Source organism: Mucilaginibacter gracilis, from assembly GCF_003633615.1.
GTDB lineage: Bacteria > Bacteroidota > Bacteroidia > Sphingobacteriales > Sphingobacteriaceae > Mucilaginibacter > Mucilaginibacter gracilis.
This window is the reverse complement of record NZ_RBKU01000001.1, coordinates 1,992,680-2,012,344: the sequence shown is the minus strand read 5'-3', so window position 1 is coordinate 2,012,344 and position 19,665 is coordinate 1,992,680. Positions and strand designations below refer to the sequence as shown.

The following is a 19,665-nucleotide window of genomic DNA, read 5'->3' as shown; positions in this document are numbered from 1 at the left end:
AATCATCTTTTATTTTTGTGTTTCATTTTAAACCAATACTTTTGCAACCCCAAAACAGTTAAGTATTTACAAAAATTAATAAAGAAAAAAAGGCATGACTAAGGCAGAAATAATAGCTGAAATCTCATCTAAGACAGGTATTGAGAAAATTGATGTTCAGGAAACTGTTGAGGCGTTTTTTAAAGTAGTAAAAACCTCAATGGTAAGTGGCGAGAATGTGTATGTTAGAGGTTTCGGTAGCTTTGTTGTGAAAAAGAGGGCTAAAAAAACAGCTCGTAATATATCAAAAAACACGGCTATCATTATTCCGGAGCACTTTGTACCAAGCTTTAAACCCGCAAAAACTTTTGTTGAAAAAGTTAGAAGCGGCAACAAAACCAAAGTAGTTAAATAAATAAAACACCGATGCAAAAAAAACAAATAGTTGTTATTGTTATAGTACTTGCTATAGTTTGCTATTTGTATAAATTGCCGGTTAAGGGTTTAATTAAACCCAAAGAGGCCCGCACAAGTAGCGGTGCAAAAATAACCGAAACAAGGGCCGTTAGTAATAACATTGATGTTAACTACGTATCGGCCCCGGCAAAAACAGCAATCGGGACGGCTATTGCCCTTGAGATTACTGCGCTGGAAAACAGTTTGAAAAATGCCGGCAGTACTGTCGATAAAATCAAATTTGAAACCCAGCTTGCCAAAAAGTGGGACGATGTAAACCAACCTGCCCCTGCTGCCTTTTATTACCAGGCTATTGCCCGCGAACAAAATGGCTATCAGGATTGGTTAAATGCCGGCGACAGGTTTAACGATGCATTTAAATTTACCCAGGATACCCTGGCACAACCTGCCTTTGTACAAAACTCGGTAGAAGCATTTAAAAATGCATTAAAAATTAAGCCCGAAAGCTTAGACGCCCAAACGGGTTTAGGTATTGCCGATGTTAACGGCGGTGCCCCAAGCCCAATGGAAGGTATAGGCCTATTGCTGGGCGTTGTTGGCAAAGAACCTAATAACCGCAAGGCACTCCTTAATTTAGGAACCTTTGCCATGAAATCCGGTCAGTACCAAAAGGCTGTGGAGCGCTTTAAAACGCTTATAGCACAAAAAGACGAACTGGAACCAAATTTTTACCTTGCCGAAAGCTACAAGCAATTAGGTATGAAACAAGAGGCTATTGCTGCTTACCAAAAATGTAAAAGCATGATGCCCGATCCGGCGTTTGGAGCACGGATTGACGAGTACATTAAAGAATTAAAGAATTAACTAACATAAATTTTAAAACATTACAATTATGCCAAGCGGTAAAAAAAGAAAAAGACATAAAATGGCAACCCATAAACGTAAAAAACGTTTAAGAAAAAACAGGCATAAAAAGAAGTAAGCTTTTTTTAGTCGAAAGTCTTGAGTCTTTAGTCGTGAGTTTGAAAAGAATAAAAAATTTCAGACTAAGGACTGAAAACTCAAGACTAAGGACTAAAATACCTTATTTTACAGAACGCCCGCAATGCGCGGGCGTTCTATTATTGTTTATACCTTCATGTTATTAATTACGGCCTTATGACGTTAAAAGAAATGGAGTAGCCATTGATAAAAGAATTAATTATCGATGCGACCCCCGGTGGGGCAACTATTGCCTTATTACAGGATAAACAACTTGTAGAACTTCATAAAGAGCAAATCAGCAATAATTATGCTGTTGGCGACATTTATCTCGGTAAAATCAAAAAGATTATGCCCGGTTTAAATGCGGCTTTTGTTGATGTTGGCTATGAGAAGGATGCTTTTTTGCATTATCTTGACCTCGGGCCGCAAGTACTAAGCTTATTAAAGCTGGCCAAACAGGTGCGTGGCGGAAGCTACCAATCAAAGCTATTGGACAATTTTAAGCTGGAAGAAGAGATAAACAAGGGTGGTAAAATATCCGATGTTTTAACCAAAAACCAACTTATACCTGTACAAATAGCCAAAGAGCCCATCTCAACCAAGGGCCCCCGCTTAAGTTCTGATCTTTCCATCGCCGGGAGGTATGCAATTTTGGTGCCTTTTTCCGAAACGATTTCAATTTCGAAAAAGATCAAAAGTAATACCGAACGTAACCGCTTGCGAAAGATTATTGAAAGCATTAAGCCGCCAAATTTTGGTGTTATCATCCGTACCGTATCCGAAGGAAAAGGTGTTGCCGAATTACAACAGGATTTGCTCGATTTAATATCCAAGTGGGAAGCTTTTATTACCCGCCTGCCATCAACCGAGCCTGCTAAAAAGATTTTGGGCGAGATAGACCGTACATCAACCATACTGCGCGATTTGCTTAACCCCGATTTTCAAAGCATCCACGTTAACGATAGCAGTATATTTGAAGAGATACGCACCTACGTACATCAAATATCGCCCGATTTACAAAGCATCGTTAAAATGCACAAGCACAAGGAGCCCATTTTTGAGCATTTTGGTATTGATAAGCAAATTAAAGGCGCATTTGGTAAAACGGTAAACCTTGCAGGCGGTGCCTACCTGGTTATTGAGCACACCGAGGCTTTGCACGTTATTGATGTGAACAGCGGTAACCGCACAGCTAATAAAGAAAACCAGGAAACAAATGCATTCCAGGTAAATAAAGAAGCTGCAAAAGAAATTGCCCGCCAGTTGCGCCTGCGCGATATGGGTGGTATTGTGGTTATCGACTTTATTGACATGCATAAACCAAACAACCGCAAGGATTTGTTTGACTACCTGAAAGACGAAATGGCCCTCGACCGTGCCAAGCATACTATTTTACCGCCAAGTAAATTTGGACTGGTACAAATTACCCGCCAGCGCGTTCGCCCAGAGATGAACATTGTTACCAGCGAAGTTTGCCCTACCTGCAACGGTACCGGCACCATTCGCCCAACTATTTTGCTGCTTGATGATATTGAAAACAATTTCAACTTTATCCTCACCGAGCAAAACGAAAAAAACATTACCCTTTGTGTACACCCGTACATTGAGGCCTACATTAAAAAGGGAATATTTAATCGCCAAATGAAATGGTACTTTAAATATAACCAATGGATAAAAGTAATTAGTAATCCGGCTTACCAAATTACCGAGTTCCATTTCCTATCGTCAAAAGGCGAAGAGATTAAACTCTGACAATGTGCATATTTTTGGATGTGCAGATGTGCAAATGTTTTAAAAGGCATTTGCACATTTTTTGTTTTAACACGTTGTATCTTGTAAGATATTTTAACCTATGAGATATTTATTAACACTCCTTTCTATCACAGTGATATTGTCCTGCTCACATTCGCGTAATGAAATTACTAAAATTGAATTTGCCAGAAGTGGTGCATGGCAGGATTGGGGAGCAGCCGTTAGTATAGATAGTACATTAACTTACCAATACTATGGCGGAAAACAGCAAGATCGCCATTATTATATCGGAAAGGTTAGCTCTGAATTTTGGGATACATTAAATAGAAAATTAGCAAAGATCGATCTTAATAACGCACGATCAGAAGATAAGCAAAGTGTAGTGGATGTACATTACTATGAATTGATAACATATTGGCATGGGAATAGAAAAAGATTTGTAAGAAGCAGTTTTATAGTTACCGATTCGTTGTCCCACTTTGCTGCCTGGATCAATAATAGCAATAAAAGGGTCAATTTAAATATCATATCAAAGCCTATAAATTTTGAAACTACGTTTCAAAATACTCCCTTATTACCTAATATTAAAAATATAAAATTTCCGCCTCCCATCAAATTATAAAATCCTAATATTTTTAGCATTTTTTAATTATAATCCCCACATTTGCACATCCGCATATTTGCACATCCAAAATAATGGCTAAAGTCCGTACTTCCTATTTCTGTCAAAGCTGTGGCTATGAGTCGGCCAAGTGGTTGGGTAAATGCCCGAGTTGCAACCAGTGGAATACTTTTGTTGAAGAAATTATGGAGAAGCCAAATGCGGCGGTTCCTAACTGGAAGGCAAGTACTACGGCTTCAACATCTATGCAACGGTCAAACAAGCCGCTGCTGGTTTCGGAAGTGGTCTACCAGGAAGAGCACCGCCTGTTAACTCCCGACAAGGAGTTTAACCGTGTTTTAGGCGGGGGCATTGTTGCGGGTTCATTGGTGCTTATTGGCGGCGAACCGGGCATAGGCAAATCAACCCTGATGCTGCAACTGGCCATGAATATGCCTGCGCTGAAGGTGCTATACATATCAGGCGAGGAAAGCGAGATGCAGATTAAAATGCGGGCGGAGCGGTTGGCACCAAACGCGGGTAAATCGGGCGGGGGCTGCTATATCTTAACCGAAACATCAACTCAAAACATATTTAAACAGATAGAGCAGTTACAGCCCGATTTGGTGATAGTTGATTCTATCCAAACCTTGCATTCGGCACATATCGAATCTACACCGGGCAGTGTTTCGCAGGTGCGCGAGTGTACTGCCGAATTGTTACGTTTTGCCAAAGAAACCTCGACGCCGGTATTTTTGATAGGCCACATCACTAAAGATGGTATGATAGCCGGGCCAAAAATACTGGAGCACATGGTTGATACCGTTTTACAGTTTGAGGGCGATAGGCACCATGTTTACCGCATACTGCGCGCCATTAAAAACAGGTTTGGCTCGGCTTCCGAACTGGGTATTTACGAGATGCTTGGCGAAGGCTTGCGCGAGGTTTCAAACCCGTCGGAAATTTTGCTATCGCAGCGCGATGAGCCTTTAAGCGGCATCACCATTTCGGCCACTTTAGAGGGCTTGAGGCCGATGCTGATAGAAACACAAGCATTGGTTAGTATATCGCCATACGGAACGCCACAGCGGTCGGCCACGGGCTTTGATACCAAACGAATGAACATGCTGCTTGCCGTGTTAGAGAAGCGTTGCGGTTTTAAACTTGGCGCTAAAGATGTTTTTTTGAATATTACAGGCGGCATCCGGGTTGAAGACCCGGCCATCGATCTCGGTTTGGCGGCTGCCATCGTATCCTCGCACGAGGATATTCCGGTTCCGTTTAAAACCTGCTTTGCTGCCGAGCTTGGTCTCTCGGGAGAGATACGGGCCGTTAACCGCATTGAGCAACGAATTGCCGAAGCCCAGAAACTGGGTTTCGAACAAATTTTTATATCTAAGTATAATATGCCAACGGGCGGTAAGGGCAAAAAAATAGACTTCTCCCGTTACAGCATCGAGGTTAAACCCGTTGGCCGTATAGAAGAAGCCTTTAATTTATTATTTGGATAACGCGCGTTTTACGGCGTAGTAGTAATTGCTATTTTGCGTATTACGTTGTTATACATATCGGTTACGTAAACATTGCCTGCAGCATCCGTTGTTACGCCTTGCGGGCTGTTAAACAACACGCTTGCATTGGTACCGTCGGTAAAACCAACACCATTTAGGCTGCCGGCCAATTGTATTAAAACATTTGCTGCTGTTATTTCAAACACACGGCCAGTAGGGTCGGATATAAAGAAATCGCCTTTGGTATCCATACACACACCAGATGGTGCAAACACACCCGTTTTTAATACATAGTTACCTACCACGGTTGTAACTACACCAGTAGAAGTAACCACTTTACGGATAGAATAATTATTAGAATCAGTAACGTATAAATTGCCTTGAGCATCAATATATAAACTGGTAGGGGTGTTAAAATAAGCTGCGGTACCGGTTTGGTCCAGTTGTCCGGGAGAGCCATATCCGGCCAGTGTAGTAACAACACCTGCCGAAGTAACCTTGCGGATAACATGGTTATCTCTATCGGCCACGTAAACATTACCTTGCGCATCAACCGCTACACCTGTAGGCGAGTGAAAAGCTGCTGCCGTACCGGTTGCGTTTACATAACCTACTGTGTAACGCCCCGCTAAGGTGCTAACCACGCCTGCCGCAGTAATTTTACGGATCATGTTATTACCCAAATCGGCAACGTAAACATTGCCTTGCGCATCAACAGCAACACCTCTGGGCGAATAAAACTGTGCAGTAGCGGCAGGTCCGTCAAGGTAGCCGGATGTACCCGTTCCGGCAAAGGTAGTAACCACGCCTGCCGAAGTAATTTTACGGATAACGCTGTTAAACGAATCGGCAACGTACATATTACCCTGGGCATCGGTACAAATACCTACCGGGTTGTTAAATTGTGCTGCTGTACCTGTACCGTTAACCAAACCACCCGTTGCCGATGTAGAACCTGCAAACGTACTTACTGTTGCAGTGGTAGCATAAGTTGTGGTAGGTGTTTTAAAGGTAATTACGTTACCGTAACCGGTACCGCCATTATCGGTAATATAGCCTCTTAAATAATAAGTGGTATTTGGTTTTAAGCCGGTAAGGATGCTTACGTATGATACGCTATCGAGCGAGTTGGCTTTTTTTGTATCGGATATGGTTGGTGTTTGGTTTGTGGTGCTATAGCAAACCCCAACTTCGGTGATTGAAGCGTTACCGTTACCACTTACCACGGTATAAAACTGAGCGGTAGTTGACGTTAGCGGGCCAATTGGGCTGTAAGTGAGCGCGGAGCCCAACACGCCATTGTCGTCGCTGTTAGATTTATTACAGCCTGCGCTGATTACGATAACTGAAAACAAAAAAGCAAATACTATTTTGGTAAAATGTTGTTTCATGGCTTTAAAAGTCGTACAAAAAAATGAAAATCAAATGAATGAGGGGCAAATTTAACCCTTTTTAACTAAAACCTATTACTTTAAATAATTGTTATTGTATATAACATGAGAAACTTGAACGCCATATTTTTTGTTTTATTTTGTATACCCGGTGGTTTATGGGCGCAAAAAACAGTGCCCCTGCCGCACGGCAGCACATTTGGCAAACGGGTTGATACTACCCAACACATGCCTGCCACCAAAATAGAAGCCTTTATGGGTAATAAAACCCGCATATCAACAATGCTCACGGGCAAGGTTTTAAAAGTTGAGCATAGCAAGGGCGGCTGGTTTGATTTAGATGCCGGGGCAGGCAAAATTATTAAAGTGCATTTTAAAAACTACGGCATCAATATACCCGTAAACCTAAAAGGCCGCCAAATAATAATAGAAGGCACGGCACAAAAACAATTTATTGCCGACGATATGCAACACTACGCCGGCGATACAGTTAGCGGCAAAAAGCAGCACCAGGTAAAAACTAACCCAAACAAAGGCTATCTTTTGAAGCTACAGGGTTAACGGTACTTTAGGGATGTTGTTTTACATGTTTTGTAAGCCACTTTTTAATTTCATCAAAACGATAGTCACCTTTGCTTACGGCAATAACCATTGCATATTTTTCGTGTTCATCAGCTATAATATCCAAGCCAGCTTCAAGCAATATTAATCTCATCAACACATAACCAGTACGTTTATTACCATCAATAAAAGGATGATTAATCAAAATGCTTTCCAATATCGCTGATGCCTTGTCTATTGTGGTTGGATATAAATCGGTTTCAACAAATGTAGCAAATGGGCGAGCAAGGGCAGACTGCAATAAGTTAATATCACGAATACCATTACCACCGCCAAACTGTTGTATTAATATCTCATGAATATTTTTTACTTCGTTTAAGCCAATCATTGCGCTAATTTTTCAAGCAATCCCCTGTCTTCTAAAAGGATCTTTCTTAAATTGGTGGTTAGCCTTATGTCGTCGGGCGATTGATTTTGAAGCTGTTTTAAATAGTTTAAAACATCCAACAAAGCACCTTCGGGTACATTATCAATTGCCTGTAGTATTTCTGTTTTAATTTCTTCGGCGCTCATATTCAAATATCAGAACAAAATATTAAAAACAGAATTAAAGATTTTAACCAACAAAAAAGGAGCAAAAAATCTTTATTCTTTGCTCCTTTATCTTTAATCAAAAATTATCTATTTACTTAAAAACATCGATTTGATGCTGTACAAATGCCTAAAGTAAGGGTCGCTCAAATCGGGTATAAAGCGGATGGCTTCTCCGGTTGATTTCATTTCGGGGCCAAGCTCTTTTGCTACTTCCGGAAATTTATCGAACGAGAATACAGGCTCTTTTATGGCGTAACCTTTTAGTTTACGCTCAATGGTAAAGTCTTTAAGTTTGTTTACACCCAGCATTACTTTGGCAGCAATGTTAATGTAAGGCACATCATAAGCCTTGGCGATAAACGGCACCGTGCGCGATGCACGCGGATTGGCCTCTATCACATAAACCATTTCGTTTTTTACAGCAAACTGAATGTTTAATAAACCACGCACGTTTAATGCCTTGGCTATTTTTACAGTATGGTCTTCCATCTGTTTAAGCACATCGGCAGACAGGTTAAACGGAGGCAATACGGCGTTAGAATCTCCGGAGTGGATACCCGCAGGCTCAATATGCTCCATCATACCAATAATATGCACATCTTCGCCATCGCTTATCGAATCGCTTTCGGCTTCTTCGGCGCGGTCTAAAAAGTGATCTATCAGCACGCGGTTTCCCGGAAGGTTTTTCAGCAAATTAACTACTGCTTTTTCCAGGTCCTCATCATTAATAACAATGCTCATACCCTGGCCGCCTAACACGTAGCTTGGGCGCACCAATACCGGGTAACCTACTTTGTGGGCAACCTCAATAGCTTCTTCGGCGCTTTCGGCAACACCATATTTAGGGTACGGAATGCCCAGGTCTTTCAGCATATCGCTAAACCGGCCACGGTCTTCGGCAATATCCATGTTATCGTAAGATGTACCAATAATTGGTATACCGTGCTCATGCAGCTTTTCGGCCATTTTTAAAGCGGTTTGGCCGCCCAATTGCACTATTACGCCAACTGGTTTTTCCAGTTCTATAATTTCGCGCACATGCTCCCAAAACACCGGCTCAAAGTATAGCTTATCGGCCATATTAAAATCGGTTGATACCGTTTCGGGGTTGCAGTTAACCATAATGGCTTCAAAGCCGGTTTCTTTTGCGGCAAGCAAACCATGCACGCAACTGTAATCAAACTCAATACCTTGGCCAATGCGGTTGGGCCCCGAGCCTAAAACAATTACTTTTTTCTTGTCAGATACTATCGATTCGTTTTCGCCCTCGTAGGTTGAGTAAAAATATGGCGTTTTAGCTTCAAATTCGGCAGCGCAGGTATCAACCATTTTGTAAACGCGTTTTATACCTAAGGCCTGGCGGCGCTGGTAAACGTCTTCTTCGGTTACGTTGTAACCTAAAATGGTTGCTATTTGTATATCGCTAAAGCCTTTTTGCTTTAGGGTGAATAAAAAATCGGTAGGGATGTTGTTTAGCGAATAGCGGCGTAGTTCGGTTTCTAAACTTACCAGCTCCTGTATCTGTATTAAAAACCACTTATCTATTTTGGTAGCTTTGCGGATAGATTCTAAAGGCACGCCTAAACTCAAAGCATCATAAATGTGGAATAACCTGTCCCAGCTTGGTTTTTCCAAGCTCAGCATAATTTCGTCCAGGTTGCGGCTTTGTTTGCCATCGGCACCAATACCGGCGCGGCCAATTTCTAAACTTTGGCAAGCTTTCTGCAAAGCCTCAATAAAGCTGCGGCCAATACCCATTACTTCGCCTACCGATTTCATTTGTAAGCCAAGCTCGCGGTTAGCGCCCTTAAATTTATCAAAGTTCCAGCGGGGTATTTTAACGATAACATAATCAAGCGTAGGCTCAAAATAAGCCGATGTTGTTTTAGTTATCTGGTTCTCTATCTCGTCAAGGTTGTAGCCAATGGCCAGTTTGGCAGCAATTTTAGCAATAGGGTAACCTGTTGCCTTAGATGCCAGTGCCGACGAGCGCGAAACACGCGGGTTAATTTCGATAGCAATAATTTCGTCGTTAGCGGGGTTAACCGAGAACTGCACATTACAGCCGCCTGCAAAATTACCAATGGCGCGCATCATTTTAATGGCCTGGTTACGCATGTCCTGGTAACAACGGTCGCTCAGGGTCATGGCCGGGGCCACGGTTATCGAGTCGCCGGTGTGGATACCCATCGGGTCAAAATTCTCTATCGAGCAAATAATAATTACGTTATCATTACTATCGCGCAGCAGCTCAAGCTCAAACTCTTTCCAGCCTAAAACGGCTTGCTCCACCAATACCTCGTGCGTTGGCGATGCCTGTAAGCCACGGCTTAGGGCAGCATCAAAATCTTCTTTTTTATGCACAAAACCCGCGCCTTTACCACCAAGCGTGTAGCTTGGGCGGATAACCAGCGGATAGCCTATTTGCTGCGCCGCTTCTTTACCTTCTAAAAACGAATTGGCTATTTTTGATGTGGCTACACCTACACCAATATCAACCATTAACTGGCGAAAAGCCTCGCGGTTTTCGGTTTTTTCAATTGCAGCTAAATCAACACCTATAATTTTAACACCGTATTTTTCCCAAATGCCCCGTTCGGCTACGGCAATACAAAGGTTAAGGGCTGTTTGGCCGCCCATGGTAGGTAATACGGCATCAATTTGTTGTTCCTGTAAAATTTTCTCAATACTTTCAGGCTCAAGCGGCAACAGGTATACATGGTCGGCAATAACCTTATCCGTCATGATGGTTGCGGGGTTACTATTGATGATGGATACCGAGATGCCTTCGTCTTTTAAAGATAAGGCAGCTTGTGAGCCGGCATAATCAAATTCGCAGGCCTGGCCAATAATAATTGGGCCTGAACCGATAATCAGTACTGATTTAATGGAGGTGTCTTTGGGCATAGGGCTTTTTTATAAAAAAGTCTAATTCTAAGTCAAAAGCAGAGGACTTATGCTATGCGCTGAAGCGGAAATTACCCGCCCTTTGCGTTCGGGATGCAAAGATAGGTTTTTGAGTGTTACGGGTTAAAGTTTTTTGTAAATTTAATATGGGATTAAAGTGAATGCAAAATTTGTTGTAGTTAGTATAAAACATAACAAATTTGCATTATGATGTTGCCCTTACGGCGAAAAGTTATCTGCAATTTGAATTTTGGTAATTACACCTTATGTACATCTTTAAACTTTAACATATCGGTTAGCTTCAATTCCCTTTGCGTATCAAAACCGCACCTTGTAGTAAATTTTGCGGGATTGCTATAGGTGCCAAATAACATGTCCCACCAAACAATATCGCCATAATTATTGGTGTGTTTTTCGTACTCGTGATGTATGCGGTGCATTTCGGGGCGTTGAAATATATAGCCTACCCATTTTGGTGTAGTTATGTTTGTATGATAGAAAAACTCGCCGAGCGCGGTACAAAGGGTATAAATTGCACCGGCTTCAGGGCTTAAACCTAACAGGCTGTAAACCAATAAAGCACCAATAATTGAATTTACAAGCATTTCAACCGGATGTTTGTAAAAAGAAGTTATTACTTCGATGCGTTGCGGGCTATGATGTATTTGATGAAAGTGTCGCCATAAAAAATCACTTTCGTGCCTCCATCGGTGCCACCAATAAAAAATAAATGTAGCTACAAAATAAGCCAATACCCCACCTGCCCAATTAGGCATCAAGTTTGAAATGTGAAATAGAGAAGACTTTGATAGCCACTTTTCCCAACTATAACCAGCAATGGTTACAATTAGTAATTGGGCAAAGTTAATGGCCAATACGCGGATGGTCCAGGTAGGCACTTTGGGGAGTTTCCATCCGGGGATTACTTTTTCGATAATAAAGCAGATGGCAAAGCAGGTTAGAATGATGATTAACATAATGTTGATTTTTGTGTGGATCAAATGTCCCGGTTAAATGCTTGGGTTCTTTTGACTTAAATCAAAAAATCACTTTGCCGCTCTAATTCTGCTTAAAGTTTCTTGCTTGATATTTAAAAATGATGCTATCTGCCCTAAAGATGCTTTTTGGAGTATGCCAGGATAACTATTGAGTAAGTTTTGATAGCGTTGCGTAGCGGAAAGCGTTTGTAACTGAATGTTTTTTTCCTCACTACGTATATAGTAATGTTCGGTAATTAGCCTGCCTGTTTTATTAAATTCCGGAAAGTGGTTATACAAAGCTTGTAATTGGTCCCAATTGATGGATTGTAAAATACAATCCTCTAAAACTTCAATGCTTTCAAACGATGGCTTGCGTGTAAAGAAACTATAAACTGAAATGATGAACTCGCCATCGCCCATAAACCAGTTAGTGAATTGATTTTCGTTTTGATGGAAATAGGAGCGCACCAGTCCTTTTTTTACAAAATATATGCGATGTGCAACCTGCCCGGCTTTTAGTAAAAGAGTTTTTTTTGCAAACTCTTCTTCAATAATGTAGGCTCGTATCTTATCCTGAAGCTGTGGAGATAAGATACTAATGTTATTTAAAGTGCCAATTAGTTGATCGGTGTTTATCAAGTGTTTATTCTACTAAGCTAAAATTAATAGGCACTGTATATTGCACACGTACAGGCCTTCCGTACATTGTACCCGGCATCCATAGTGGCGATTGCTTCAACACCCGAAGTGCTTCACTTGCCAGACCATCACCAGGGTTTCTCAATACTTCAAAGGCGGTCAACGATCCACCTTTTTCAACAACAAAGCTTAAAAAAACCGTGCCTGTTACATTATTTTCCCGCGCCTTTTTAGGATATTTTATATTGTCTCTTAAAAATCGACCGAAGGATTCATCGCCTCCGTCAAAATATGGCATGGTTCCACGCTCAGTGTATTTATAATTTTTTCCTTTGGCATCATTTGACAACCCTTGCAGTAACTTCCCTTTATCATAGCTTTCGGTAAACGTTATTTTATAGCTTTTGCTGCCGTAACCTCCCTTCCACCCACCGTTTCTTAGGCCGGCTTTTATATTACCCTCTTCTTCAATAGCTGTAAAATCATCATTGTAACCAATATAATAACCATTGCCATCAACAACAAAAGGTTTTCCGGTCGAATCGTTACAGGTTATTAATGTAAAATTAAAATTGAAAATTGTTTTCGGCGCGGCTTTATCAGCAGGATATTGCTTGTAGGTATACAGCTTGCCGTTAGGATAATAATTATACATATCGCCAACTATCTTATCATTTTTATAATTAGCAATCTCCTTTTCTTTACCCGTAGGATAATAGCTTGTACATTTCCCCTCAAATACTCTACCATCAACCCGAGAACTTTGCCCGGTAAATTTTTTATTCCCGTTCGCGTAATGTTCGGTTACAGTAAACAATACCGAACCTGAATCAGGCCCGGTTACCACCCAAAATCAGCCTTATTGATGCTCTCAACCTCTTTGCCGTTGTTTTTTAAATAATATACGTTTTGCTTTTGGCCAAAAGCATGTAAACCACTAAACAACACAAGTAGTACCCAAATGGATAAAATGTATTTCCGCATAAAAAAATTATTGTCCTCTTAAACTAAAGTTGATGGGTACCGTAAATTCTAACCTTACGGGATGCCCGTACCATAAGCTTGGCGACCAATTTGGCGACATGTTTAATACCCTTAACGATTCGGCGGAAAATGATTCGCCTGGCGACCGCAGTACTTTGAAACCGGTAAGCTTACCATCTTTTTCTACCACAAAGCTTACAAATACCTTACCCTGAATATTGTTTTCTCTATCCCTTTTTGGGTAACGTATGTTGTCTCTCAAAAACTGGCTAAAGGCCCTTTCGCCACCTGTAAATATCGGAATTACGTTTCTGGCGGTGTAATAATGTTCCGTCCCATCGTCGTCGGTGCTTTTACCACTGTTTAGCTTACCATCTTCGTAGCTTTCGTTAAACCCGAACTTCAAATGCTGCTTTTCATTATTTATTTGGCCTTGCCATTGCCCAACCTTTAAGCCGTTTTTAATATAACCCTGTTCGGCTATGGTTTTAAAATCGGCGCCGTAGCCCATATACTCCCCGTTGCCGTTGGTTGCGAGGGGTGCTCCCGTAGAGTCGTTACAGGTTATTATTAAAGGCATTTTTTCAACAAACGAATTAGGCGTTGGTCTTTGTACCTCGTACTTTACCACCCGGTACAATTTACCGTTAGGATAATAATCGTAAGTGGTGCCATTCATCATACCCAAAGTATAATTGGCAATTTGCTCCATATTTCCCGACGGATAATACCTAACACAGCGGCCCTCTAAAACGTTGCCTTTAAGTTGCGATGTTTTACCGGTTAACCTTATTTTGCCGTCGTTATAATAATCGGTAAAGTTAAACATGGTGGTTTGCGCAACGGTATCTGATAGGGTGAGCACCCTTTTATATGCAGCACTATCAGGCCCGGCTACCTGTTTGCCATGTGCATTGTAGTAAAACGTTTGGCTTTGCGCAAATACCCTGGCGCAAAACAATAAGGCAATAATAAACAGATAAAGGTTTTTAGTAAGCATGCAATAATTAATTACGCTGCCTAAATTATAAAAAAAGCTTACTAATAACAGTTATTATTGGCTTATGGGTAAAATTTCATCTCAATTTAACATCACATTATCAATTAGCCGTATGTTGCCAATTTTGGCGGCAACAAGCGCAACCAGGTTTTGCGAAGCATCGAGCGCAGGCAATAGGGTTTCGGCATCGGCTATCTCAAAATAATCCAGCTGTATGTTTTGGTTTTGGTTTATTTGGTTTGCTGCAAGTTGCCTTAAATCATCAAGAGGCCGCCCCGCATCAAACTGCTGCTTAACAAGCGTTAACGTTTGCGAGAGAATAAGCGAATGGTCCCTGGCCTGCGCACTCAAATGTACATTGCGCGAGCTCATGGCCAGCCCACCGGGTTCGCGCACTATGGGGCACATTACCAGTTTAACGGGCATATTTAAAAGTTGCACCATGCGCGTAATTACCTTAACCTGCTGATAGTCTTTTTGCCCAAAAAAGGCGTATTGTGGCTTTATCATATCAAAAAGCTTAAACACAACCTGCGTTACGCCCTGGTAGTGGCCGGGGCGGTACTTGCCTTCAAGCAGGTTTTCGATGGGGCCAATATCCAGGTGCCAGGTTTCGCCGGGGCTATACATTTCGTTAACTGCGGGGTTAAACAAAACATCGCAGCCGGCGGCGGTAAGCATATCAATATCGCGCTCAATAGGGCGCGGATATTTTTCCAGGTCCTTCGGGTCGGTAAATTGGGTGGGGTTAACAAATATGCTGCAAACCACCTCGTCGCAATAAATACGTGCCTCGGCCAGTAACGACAGGTGCCCGTTATGCAGGGCACCCATGGTAGGTACAAGCCCAACTTTTTTACCCGGGGCGTGCATTTGCGACAAGTAATTTTGCAGGCTATTTTTGGTGTTAAAAATTTTCACGACTAAATTTATAAAAGGTGGCAAAGATTAACAATTGATTAAATATTACCAAAACAACTTGCATAATTCGTTGATATATCATAAGATAATGCTTATATTTGCAAACTCAAATTTTTTGACTTCTTTACATAAAATTAATACTGATTAAGTGATGGGTAAATCTAAGCTATTGTTCATAACTCATGAAATGTCTCCTTTCTTAGAACTCACTAAAATTTCTGAAATAACAAGGCAACTTCCACAAGCAATGCAGGATAAGGGGTTTGAAATCCGTATCCTGATGCCACGTTTCGGAAATATCAATGAGCGCAGGAACCGGTTACACGAAGTGATCCGTTTATCGGGTATGAACATTATAATCAACGATAATGATAATCCGTTAATCATTAAAGTTGCTTCTATACCTGCTGCACGTATGCAGGTATACTTTTTGGATAATGAGGAGTATTTTCAACGCAAACAGGTGTTTGGAGATAAGGATGGTAAATTTTATGCCGATAATGATGAAAGGATGATTTTCTTTTGTAAAGGTGCCCTCGAAACGGTTAAAAAATTAGGCTGGGCCCCGGATATTGTTCATTGCCATGGATGGATGAGCGCTTTGGTACCTGCTTACTTAAAAACAACTTATAAAGACGACCCTACGTTTAAGCACTCAAAAATAGTTTACTCTATTTACGATAATGACTTTACCGATCAATTAGATGCCGGTTTTGCCCGCAAGGCAGTAATGGCCGATATGACCGAAAAAAACACGGAAGTTTACAAACCGGGAACAAACTCGGCTTTGTATGCAGGTGCAATTCAATACTCCGACGGAATAGTGTTAGGAAGCGCTAATATTGACCAAGAAGTGTTAAATAATGTTAAAAGCAGCAATAAATTGGTTTTAGACTACGAATCCACTTCAGATTTCGAAAATTATTACAATTTTTACGACGAAATTACCAATGATGAATTGGTGCATGTTGCATAAGACAAAACTATATATGAAATTTTTCAGAATAGACTTATTGACCTTGTTAATAAGTCTTTTTATTTTAGGCAGTTGTAAAAATCCAGACAGTGTTGGATTACCTGTTGACTCGTCACAAACGTTGCAAACTAACTTAATTGATACTGCAACCATTTTAACAAAAACCATTGACGACGACAGCGTAGCAACATCAAGCGTTACCAAGGCGCCACTGGCTTATTTTAAGGACCCTATTTTCGGTACAACCGAAGCTAACATAGCTGCCACCTTAAACTTGCCCTCGCAATCGGCATACTCCGTACCTGCGGGAACCATAACGGTAGACTCGGCCATATTGGTTATGAGATATGCCGACGGCTTTTACGGCGACTCGTTAACAACCAGCTACAAGGTAAACGTTTATCAGCTAAACGAGCCTATTATAAGCGGCAAATCCTATTACAATACCAAAGCATGGACTTATTTACCCGCAGTGCTGGGTACAAAAACATTTTTGGCAAAACCCAAAACCGGCTTTTACATTAACAGCATTGTAACCGGCGCTGCCGATACCCCAATACATGTTAACCCACAACTGCGTATTAAAATAGACCCAACTTTTGTTACCACACACTTTTTTGGAGCCACTACCAGCCAGTTAAACACCAATTCGGTTTTCCAGAATTATATTAAAGGGCTATACTTAACGCTTGATAAAACCAGACCTGGCGTTGGCGGTAACCTGTTTTTCAACATGTCGACAGATTCATGCCGCCTTGATGTTTACTACCGTGCCAATAACTCGGGCACAATTGATACCGCAAAGGTTGCATTGCGCTTGGGCAGCCCGCATGCCGTACAAATTAAGCACGATCACACCGTAGCAGGTGGCGCAGACCCTAACCTGGTATCGCAATTGAACAGCAGTGCCACAGCAAAAACATTTAATACTTTATACCTGCAAGGCTTGGGTGGTTTAAGGGCTAAAATAAGTTTCCCATATCTCACTAAAATTTTAGCAGCGCAGCAGGCCGCCGGTAACGATATTGTATTAAACCGTGCCGAACTGGTTGTTACCCCTGTAGCAGGTACAGGTATACCTTATTTACCTACACCAAGGTTAACCATGTACCGCAATGATATTGCTCTGCAACGGTCGATAATACCTGATGCTTACTCGGGCGATTTGCACTTTATCTCTGTTGGTTCATTTGGCGGCTTTTACGACTCTTACCACCAGGTTTACCACTACATTATTACCGGTTATATTGAAAACCTGATGCGTGGTAAAATGACAGATTACGGTACCTTTATTGCACCAACAGATACCGTGGGTGCTTATAGCGGCAACGCAACGGTAAGTATAAGCAACGGTACAGATGTTGGCGCACGTGCTGTTGTGGGCGGCGATAAAACATCGGCTTATAGAATGAAACTTAACATTATTTATAACAAAGTTACCAAGTAGATAAATTTACCCGGCGCGGTATTTTATCCATCTTAATTATGATATTAGCATCACTTTTGTTAAAAACAAAAGTGATGCTTTTTTTATTTTTATTAAAAATGATTTTATGTGTGGAATTGTTGGTTATATAGGTTACAGGGACGCTTATCCCATTATTATAAAAGGATTGCACAGGTTAGAGTATCGTGGATACGATAGCGCCGGTGTGGCATTGTTTGATAAAGAACTAAAGGTTTACAAAAAAGCCGGCAAAGTTTCCGATCTGGAAAACTTTGTTAAAGATATTGACCTTGCCGGAAATATTGGTATGGGCCATACCCGTTGGGCAACGCACGGCGCGCCAAGCGACCGTAACTCGCACCCCCACTCATCGGGCAACCGTAAGCTAACCATTATACATAACGGCATCATTGAAAATTATGGCGTTATTAAAGAGGCCCTAACAGCCAGCGGCCACGTATTTAAAAGCGATACCGATACCGAAGTTTTAATACACCTGATAGAGAACATACAACTTGAAACCGGCTTAGACCTGCGCGAAGCGGTACGCGTTGCCTTAAACAAGGTAGTGGGTGCCTATGCCATTGTAATTATGAGCAGCGACGACCCCGACGAGCTAATTGCGGCCCGTAAAGGCAGCCCGCTGGTTATTGGTGTTGGCAAGGGCGAGTACTTTGTAGCATCAGACGCTACACCTATTGTGGAGTACACCCGCAACGTAATTTATTTAAACGATAACGAAATTGCCTACATCCGCAAAGATGACCTACTGGTTAAAAATATAGATAATACCATACAAATACCCTACGTACAAGAACTTGAGCTTAAACTTGAGATGCTTGAAAAAGGCGGCTACGACCACTTTATGATGAAGGAGATATATGAGCAACCCCGCTCCATTCGCGATTGTATGCGTGGCCGTATATACCCTAAAACAGGAAAGGTGCAACTGGGAGGCATTAAGGAGTATACTGAGAAGCTTAAAAACATTGATCGTATCATCATAGTAGCCTGCGGCACATCATGGCACGCCGGTTTGGTTGGCGAGTATTTAATTGAAGAGTACGCCCGTATACCGGTTGAGGTTGAATATGCTTCGGAGTTTAGGTACCGCAACCCTATTATAACCGAAAAGGATTTGGTAATAGCCATTTCCCAATCGGGCGAAACTGCCGATACCATGGCGGCAATTGAACTGGCTAAAGAAAAAGGTGCTACTATTTTTGGTGTTTGTAACGTGGTTGGCGCCTCAATACCCCGCGTATCGCATGCCGGCGTTTATACCCATGCCGGACCCGAAATTGGTGTAGCTTCAACCAAAGCCTTTACTGCGCAGGTTACCGCCCTTACACTTATTGCCTTTTACGCGGCGCAGCAACGGGGCGCTATTACGCAAAGCAAACTGATTGAATACCTTACCGAGTTAAACGAAATACCCGATTTGGTTGAACGCGCCTTGCTTTGCAACGACCACGTTAAGGAAATAGCAGCTGCCATTAAAGATACCAACAACTGCCTCTTCCTGGGCCGTGGAAGCTCGTTCCCGGTTGCGTTGGAAGGTGCATTGAAACTGAAAGAAATATCGTACATACACGCCGAAGGCTACCCTGCCGCCGAAATGAAACACGGCCCAATTGCTTTGATTGACGAAGAGATGCCGGTTGTATTTATTGCAACCAAAAACTCGTCGTACGAAAAGGTGGTGAGTAACATACAGGAGGTTAAGGCACGTAAAGGGAAAGTAATAGCCATCGTATCAGAAGGTGATGTGGACGTTAAAAACATGGCCGACTATGTGATAGAGATTCCGCAAACTAACGAAGCTTTTGTGCCGCTTATTGCAACTATCCCTTTGCAACTACTGGCCTACCATATTGCAGTTATGCGCGGTTGCAATGTTGACCAGCCCCGCAATCTTGCCAAATCGGTAACGGTGGAATAGGTGCTACGGGTATATTTAGCCCTGTGATTTGGGCTTAGGCGATTGCGCCCGGTGTTATTGCTTTATTGGTTAGAGGAAT

The 19,665-nt window shown here is 41.8% G+C and carries 18 protein-coding genes; 9 read left to right on the top strand and 9 right to left on the bottom strand.

All coding sequences use genetic code 11. The annotated features are described in order from the left end of the window. Window positions 1-94: 94 nt before the first annotated feature. The 5 genes from BDD43_RS08680 (at window position 95) to radA (ending at window position 5,244) form a co-directional block, all read left to right on the top strand. Window positions 95-394, top strand: coding sequence for an HU family DNA-binding protein (locus BDD43_RS08680; protein ID WP_121197308.1), 300 nt, complete (start codon window positions 95-97; stop codon window positions 392-394). An 11-nt stretch (window positions 395-405) separates the two neighbouring features. Then, the gene (locus tag BDD43_RS08675; RefSeq protein ID WP_121197307.1) at window positions 406-1,260 is read left to right on the top strand and encodes a tetratricopeptide repeat protein; all 855 of its coding nucleotides are present in this window, start codon (window positions 406-408) and stop codon (window positions 1,258-1,260) included. Window positions 1,261-1,581: 321 nt separating this feature from the next. Next, on the top strand, window positions 1,582-3,132 hold the full coding sequence (locus tag BDD43_RS08670; protein ID WP_121197306.1) for an Rne/Rng family ribonuclease: 1,551 nt from the start codon (window positions 1,582-1,584) through the stop codon (window positions 3,130-3,132). A gap of 100 nt (window positions 3,133-3,232) precedes the next feature. After that, complete coding sequence (locus BDD43_RS08665; RefSeq protein WP_121197305.1) at window positions 3,233-3,754, top strand: hypothetical protein; 522 nt, start codon at window positions 3,233-3,235, stop codon at window positions 3,752-3,754. Window positions 3,755-3,828: 74 nt separating this feature from the next. Beyond that, a complete protein-coding gene (gene radA / locus BDD43_RS08660) occupies window positions 3,829-5,244 on the top strand; it encodes a DNA repair protein RadA (RefSeq protein WP_121197304.1) in 1,416 nt (471 codons plus the stop codon). Between the two features lie 8 nt (window positions 5,245-5,252). Here radA and BDD43_RS08655 read toward each other — a convergent pair whose 3' ends face one another. Then, the gene (locus tag BDD43_RS08655) at window positions 5,253-6,635 is read right to left on the bottom strand and encodes an NHL repeat-containing protein (RefSeq protein ID WP_121197303.1); all 1,383 of its coding nucleotides are present in this window, start codon (window positions 6,633-6,635) and stop codon (window positions 5,253-5,255) included. A gap of 105 nt (window positions 6,636-6,740) precedes the next feature. Between BDD43_RS08655 and BDD43_RS08650 the strand changes: the two genes are divergently transcribed. Further along, window positions 6,741-7,196 (top strand): DUF4920 domain-containing protein, encoded by a 456-nt coding sequence (locus BDD43_RS08650; RefSeq protein WP_121197302.1) that lies wholly within the window; start codon window positions 6,741-6,743, stop codon window positions 7,194-7,196. Window positions 7,197-7,203: 7 nt separating this feature from the next. Here the strand turns inward: BDD43_RS08650 and BDD43_RS08645 are convergent, their stop codons facing one another. From BDD43_RS08645 to panC, 8 genes are all read right to left on the bottom strand, one after another. Continuing rightward, window positions 7,204-7,584: a type II toxin-antitoxin system death-on-curing family toxin gene (locus BDD43_RS08645; RefSeq protein WP_121197301.1), complete on the bottom strand. Its 381-nt coding sequence runs from the start codon at window positions 7,582-7,584 to the stop codon at window positions 7,204-7,206. After that, the gene (locus tag BDD43_RS08640; RefSeq protein WP_121197300.1) at window positions 7,581-7,769 is read right to left on the bottom strand and encodes a hypothetical protein; all 189 of its coding nucleotides are present in this window, start codon (window positions 7,767-7,769) and stop codon (window positions 7,581-7,583) included. The genes BDD43_RS08645 and BDD43_RS08640 overlap by 4 nt, the downstream gene beginning before the upstream one ends. 108 nt (window positions 7,770-7,877) lie before the next feature. Then, complete coding sequence (carB, locus tag BDD43_RS08635; RefSeq protein ID WP_121197299.1) at window positions 7,878-10,697, bottom strand: carbamoyl-phosphate synthase large subunit; 2,820 nt, start codon at window positions 10,695-10,697, stop codon at window positions 7,878-7,880. Between the two features lie 257 nt (window positions 10,698-10,954). After that, entirely contained in the window at window positions 10,955-11,674 is a 720-nt protein-coding gene (locus BDD43_RS08630) for a sterol desaturase family protein (protein ID WP_121197298.1), read from the bottom strand. A gap of 69 nt (window positions 11,675-11,743) precedes the next feature. After that, window positions 11,744-12,316: a Crp/Fnr family transcriptional regulator gene (locus BDD43_RS08625; protein ID WP_246001500.1), complete on the bottom strand. Its 573-nt coding sequence runs from the start codon at window positions 12,314-12,316 to the stop codon at window positions 11,744-11,746. 4 nt (window positions 12,317-12,320) lie between these two features. Beyond that, on the bottom strand, window positions 12,321-13,163 hold the full coding sequence (locus BDD43_RS08620; RefSeq protein ID WP_246001499.1) for an energy transducer TonB: 843 nt from the start codon (window positions 13,161-13,163) through the stop codon (window positions 12,321-12,323). Window positions 13,164-13,307: 144 nt separating this feature from the next. Next, a complete protein-coding gene (locus tag BDD43_RS08615; protein ID WP_121197297.1) occupies window positions 13,308-14,300 on the bottom strand; it encodes an energy transducer TonB in 993 nt (330 codons plus the stop codon). A gap of 81 nt (window positions 14,301-14,381) precedes the next feature. After that, window positions 14,382-15,221, bottom strand: coding sequence for a pantoate--beta-alanine ligase (panC, locus tag BDD43_RS08610; RefSeq protein WP_121197296.1), 840 nt, complete (start codon window positions 15,219-15,221; stop codon window positions 14,382-14,384). A 151-nt stretch (window positions 15,222-15,372) separates the two neighbouring features. On the opposite strand from panC, the gene BDD43_RS08605 reads away from it, so the two are divergent. The 3 genes from BDD43_RS08605 to glmS all read left to right on the top strand — a co-directional run bounded on the left by BDD43_RS08605 (window position 15,373) and on the right by glmS (window position 19,586). Further along, window positions 15,373-16,197, top strand: a complete 825-nt coding sequence (locus BDD43_RS08605; protein WP_121197295.1) for a glycogen/starch synthase — start codon at window positions 15,373-15,375, stop codon at window positions 16,195-16,197. A gap of 13 nt (window positions 16,198-16,210) precedes the next feature. Continuing rightward, entirely contained in the window at window positions 16,211-17,644 is a 1,434-nt protein-coding gene (locus tag BDD43_RS08600) for a DUF4270 family protein (protein WP_162847007.1), read from the top strand. Between the two features lie 106 nt (window positions 17,645-17,750). Beyond that, entirely contained in the window at window positions 17,751-19,586 is a 1,836-nt protein-coding gene (glmS, locus tag BDD43_RS08595) for a glutamine--fructose-6-phosphate transaminase (isomerizing) (protein WP_121197293.1), read from the top strand. Window positions 19,587-19,665 lie beyond the last annotated feature (79 nt).

Excerpts from the sequence above, each read along its gene's own strand:
- BDD43_RS08615 (WP_121197297.1), bottom strand. The coding sequence starts at position 14,300 with ATGCTTACTAAAAACCTTTATCTGTTTATTATTGCCTTATTGTTTTGC.
- BDD43_RS08665 (WP_121197305.1), top strand. The coding sequence starts at position 3,233 with ATGAGATATTTATTAACACTCCTTTCTATCACAGTGATATTGTCCTGC.
- carB (WP_121197299.1), bottom strand. The coding sequence starts at position 10,697 with ATGCCCAAAGACACCTCCATTAAATCAGTACTGATTATCGGTTCAGGC.
- BDD43_RS08680 (WP_121197308.1), top strand. The coding sequence starts at position 95 with ATGACTAAGGCAGAAATAATAGCTGAAATCTCATCTAAGACAGGTATT.
- BDD43_RS08600 (WP_162847007.1), top strand. The coding sequence starts at position 16,211 with ATGAAATTTTTCAGAATAGACTTATTGACCTTGTTAATAAGTCTTTTT.
- BDD43_RS08630 (WP_121197298.1), bottom strand. The coding sequence starts at position 11,674 with ATGTTAATCATCATTCTAACCTGCTTTGCCATCTGCTTTATTATCGAA.
- BDD43_RS08655 (WP_121197303.1), bottom strand. The coding sequence starts at position 6,635 with ATGAAACAACATTTTACCAAAATAGTATTTGCTTTTTTGTTTTCAGTT.
- BDD43_RS08645 (WP_121197301.1), bottom strand. The coding sequence starts at position 7,584 with ATGATTGGCTTAAACGAAGTAAAAAATATTCATGAGATATTAATACAA.
- BDD43_RS08640 (WP_121197300.1), bottom strand. The coding sequence starts at position 7,769 with ATGAGCGCCGAAGAAATTAAAACAGAAATACTACAGGCAATTGATAAT.
- glmS (WP_121197293.1), top strand. The coding sequence starts at position 17,751 with ATGTGTGGAATTGTTGGTTATATAGGTTACAGGGACGCTTATCCCATT.
- BDD43_RS08650 (WP_121197302.1), top strand. The coding sequence starts at position 6,741 with ATGAGAAACTTGAACGCCATATTTTTTGTTTTATTTTGTATACCCGGT.
- BDD43_RS08605 (WP_121197295.1), top strand. The coding sequence starts at position 15,373 with ATGGGTAAATCTAAGCTATTGTTCATAACTCATGAAATGTCTCCTTTC.
- radA (WP_121197304.1), top strand. The coding sequence starts at position 3,829 with ATGGCTAAAGTCCGTACTTCCTATTTCTGTCAAAGCTGTGGCTATGAG.
- BDD43_RS08675 (WP_121197307.1), top strand. The coding sequence starts at position 406 with ATGCAAAAAAAACAAATAGTTGTTATTGTTATAGTACTTGCTATAGTT.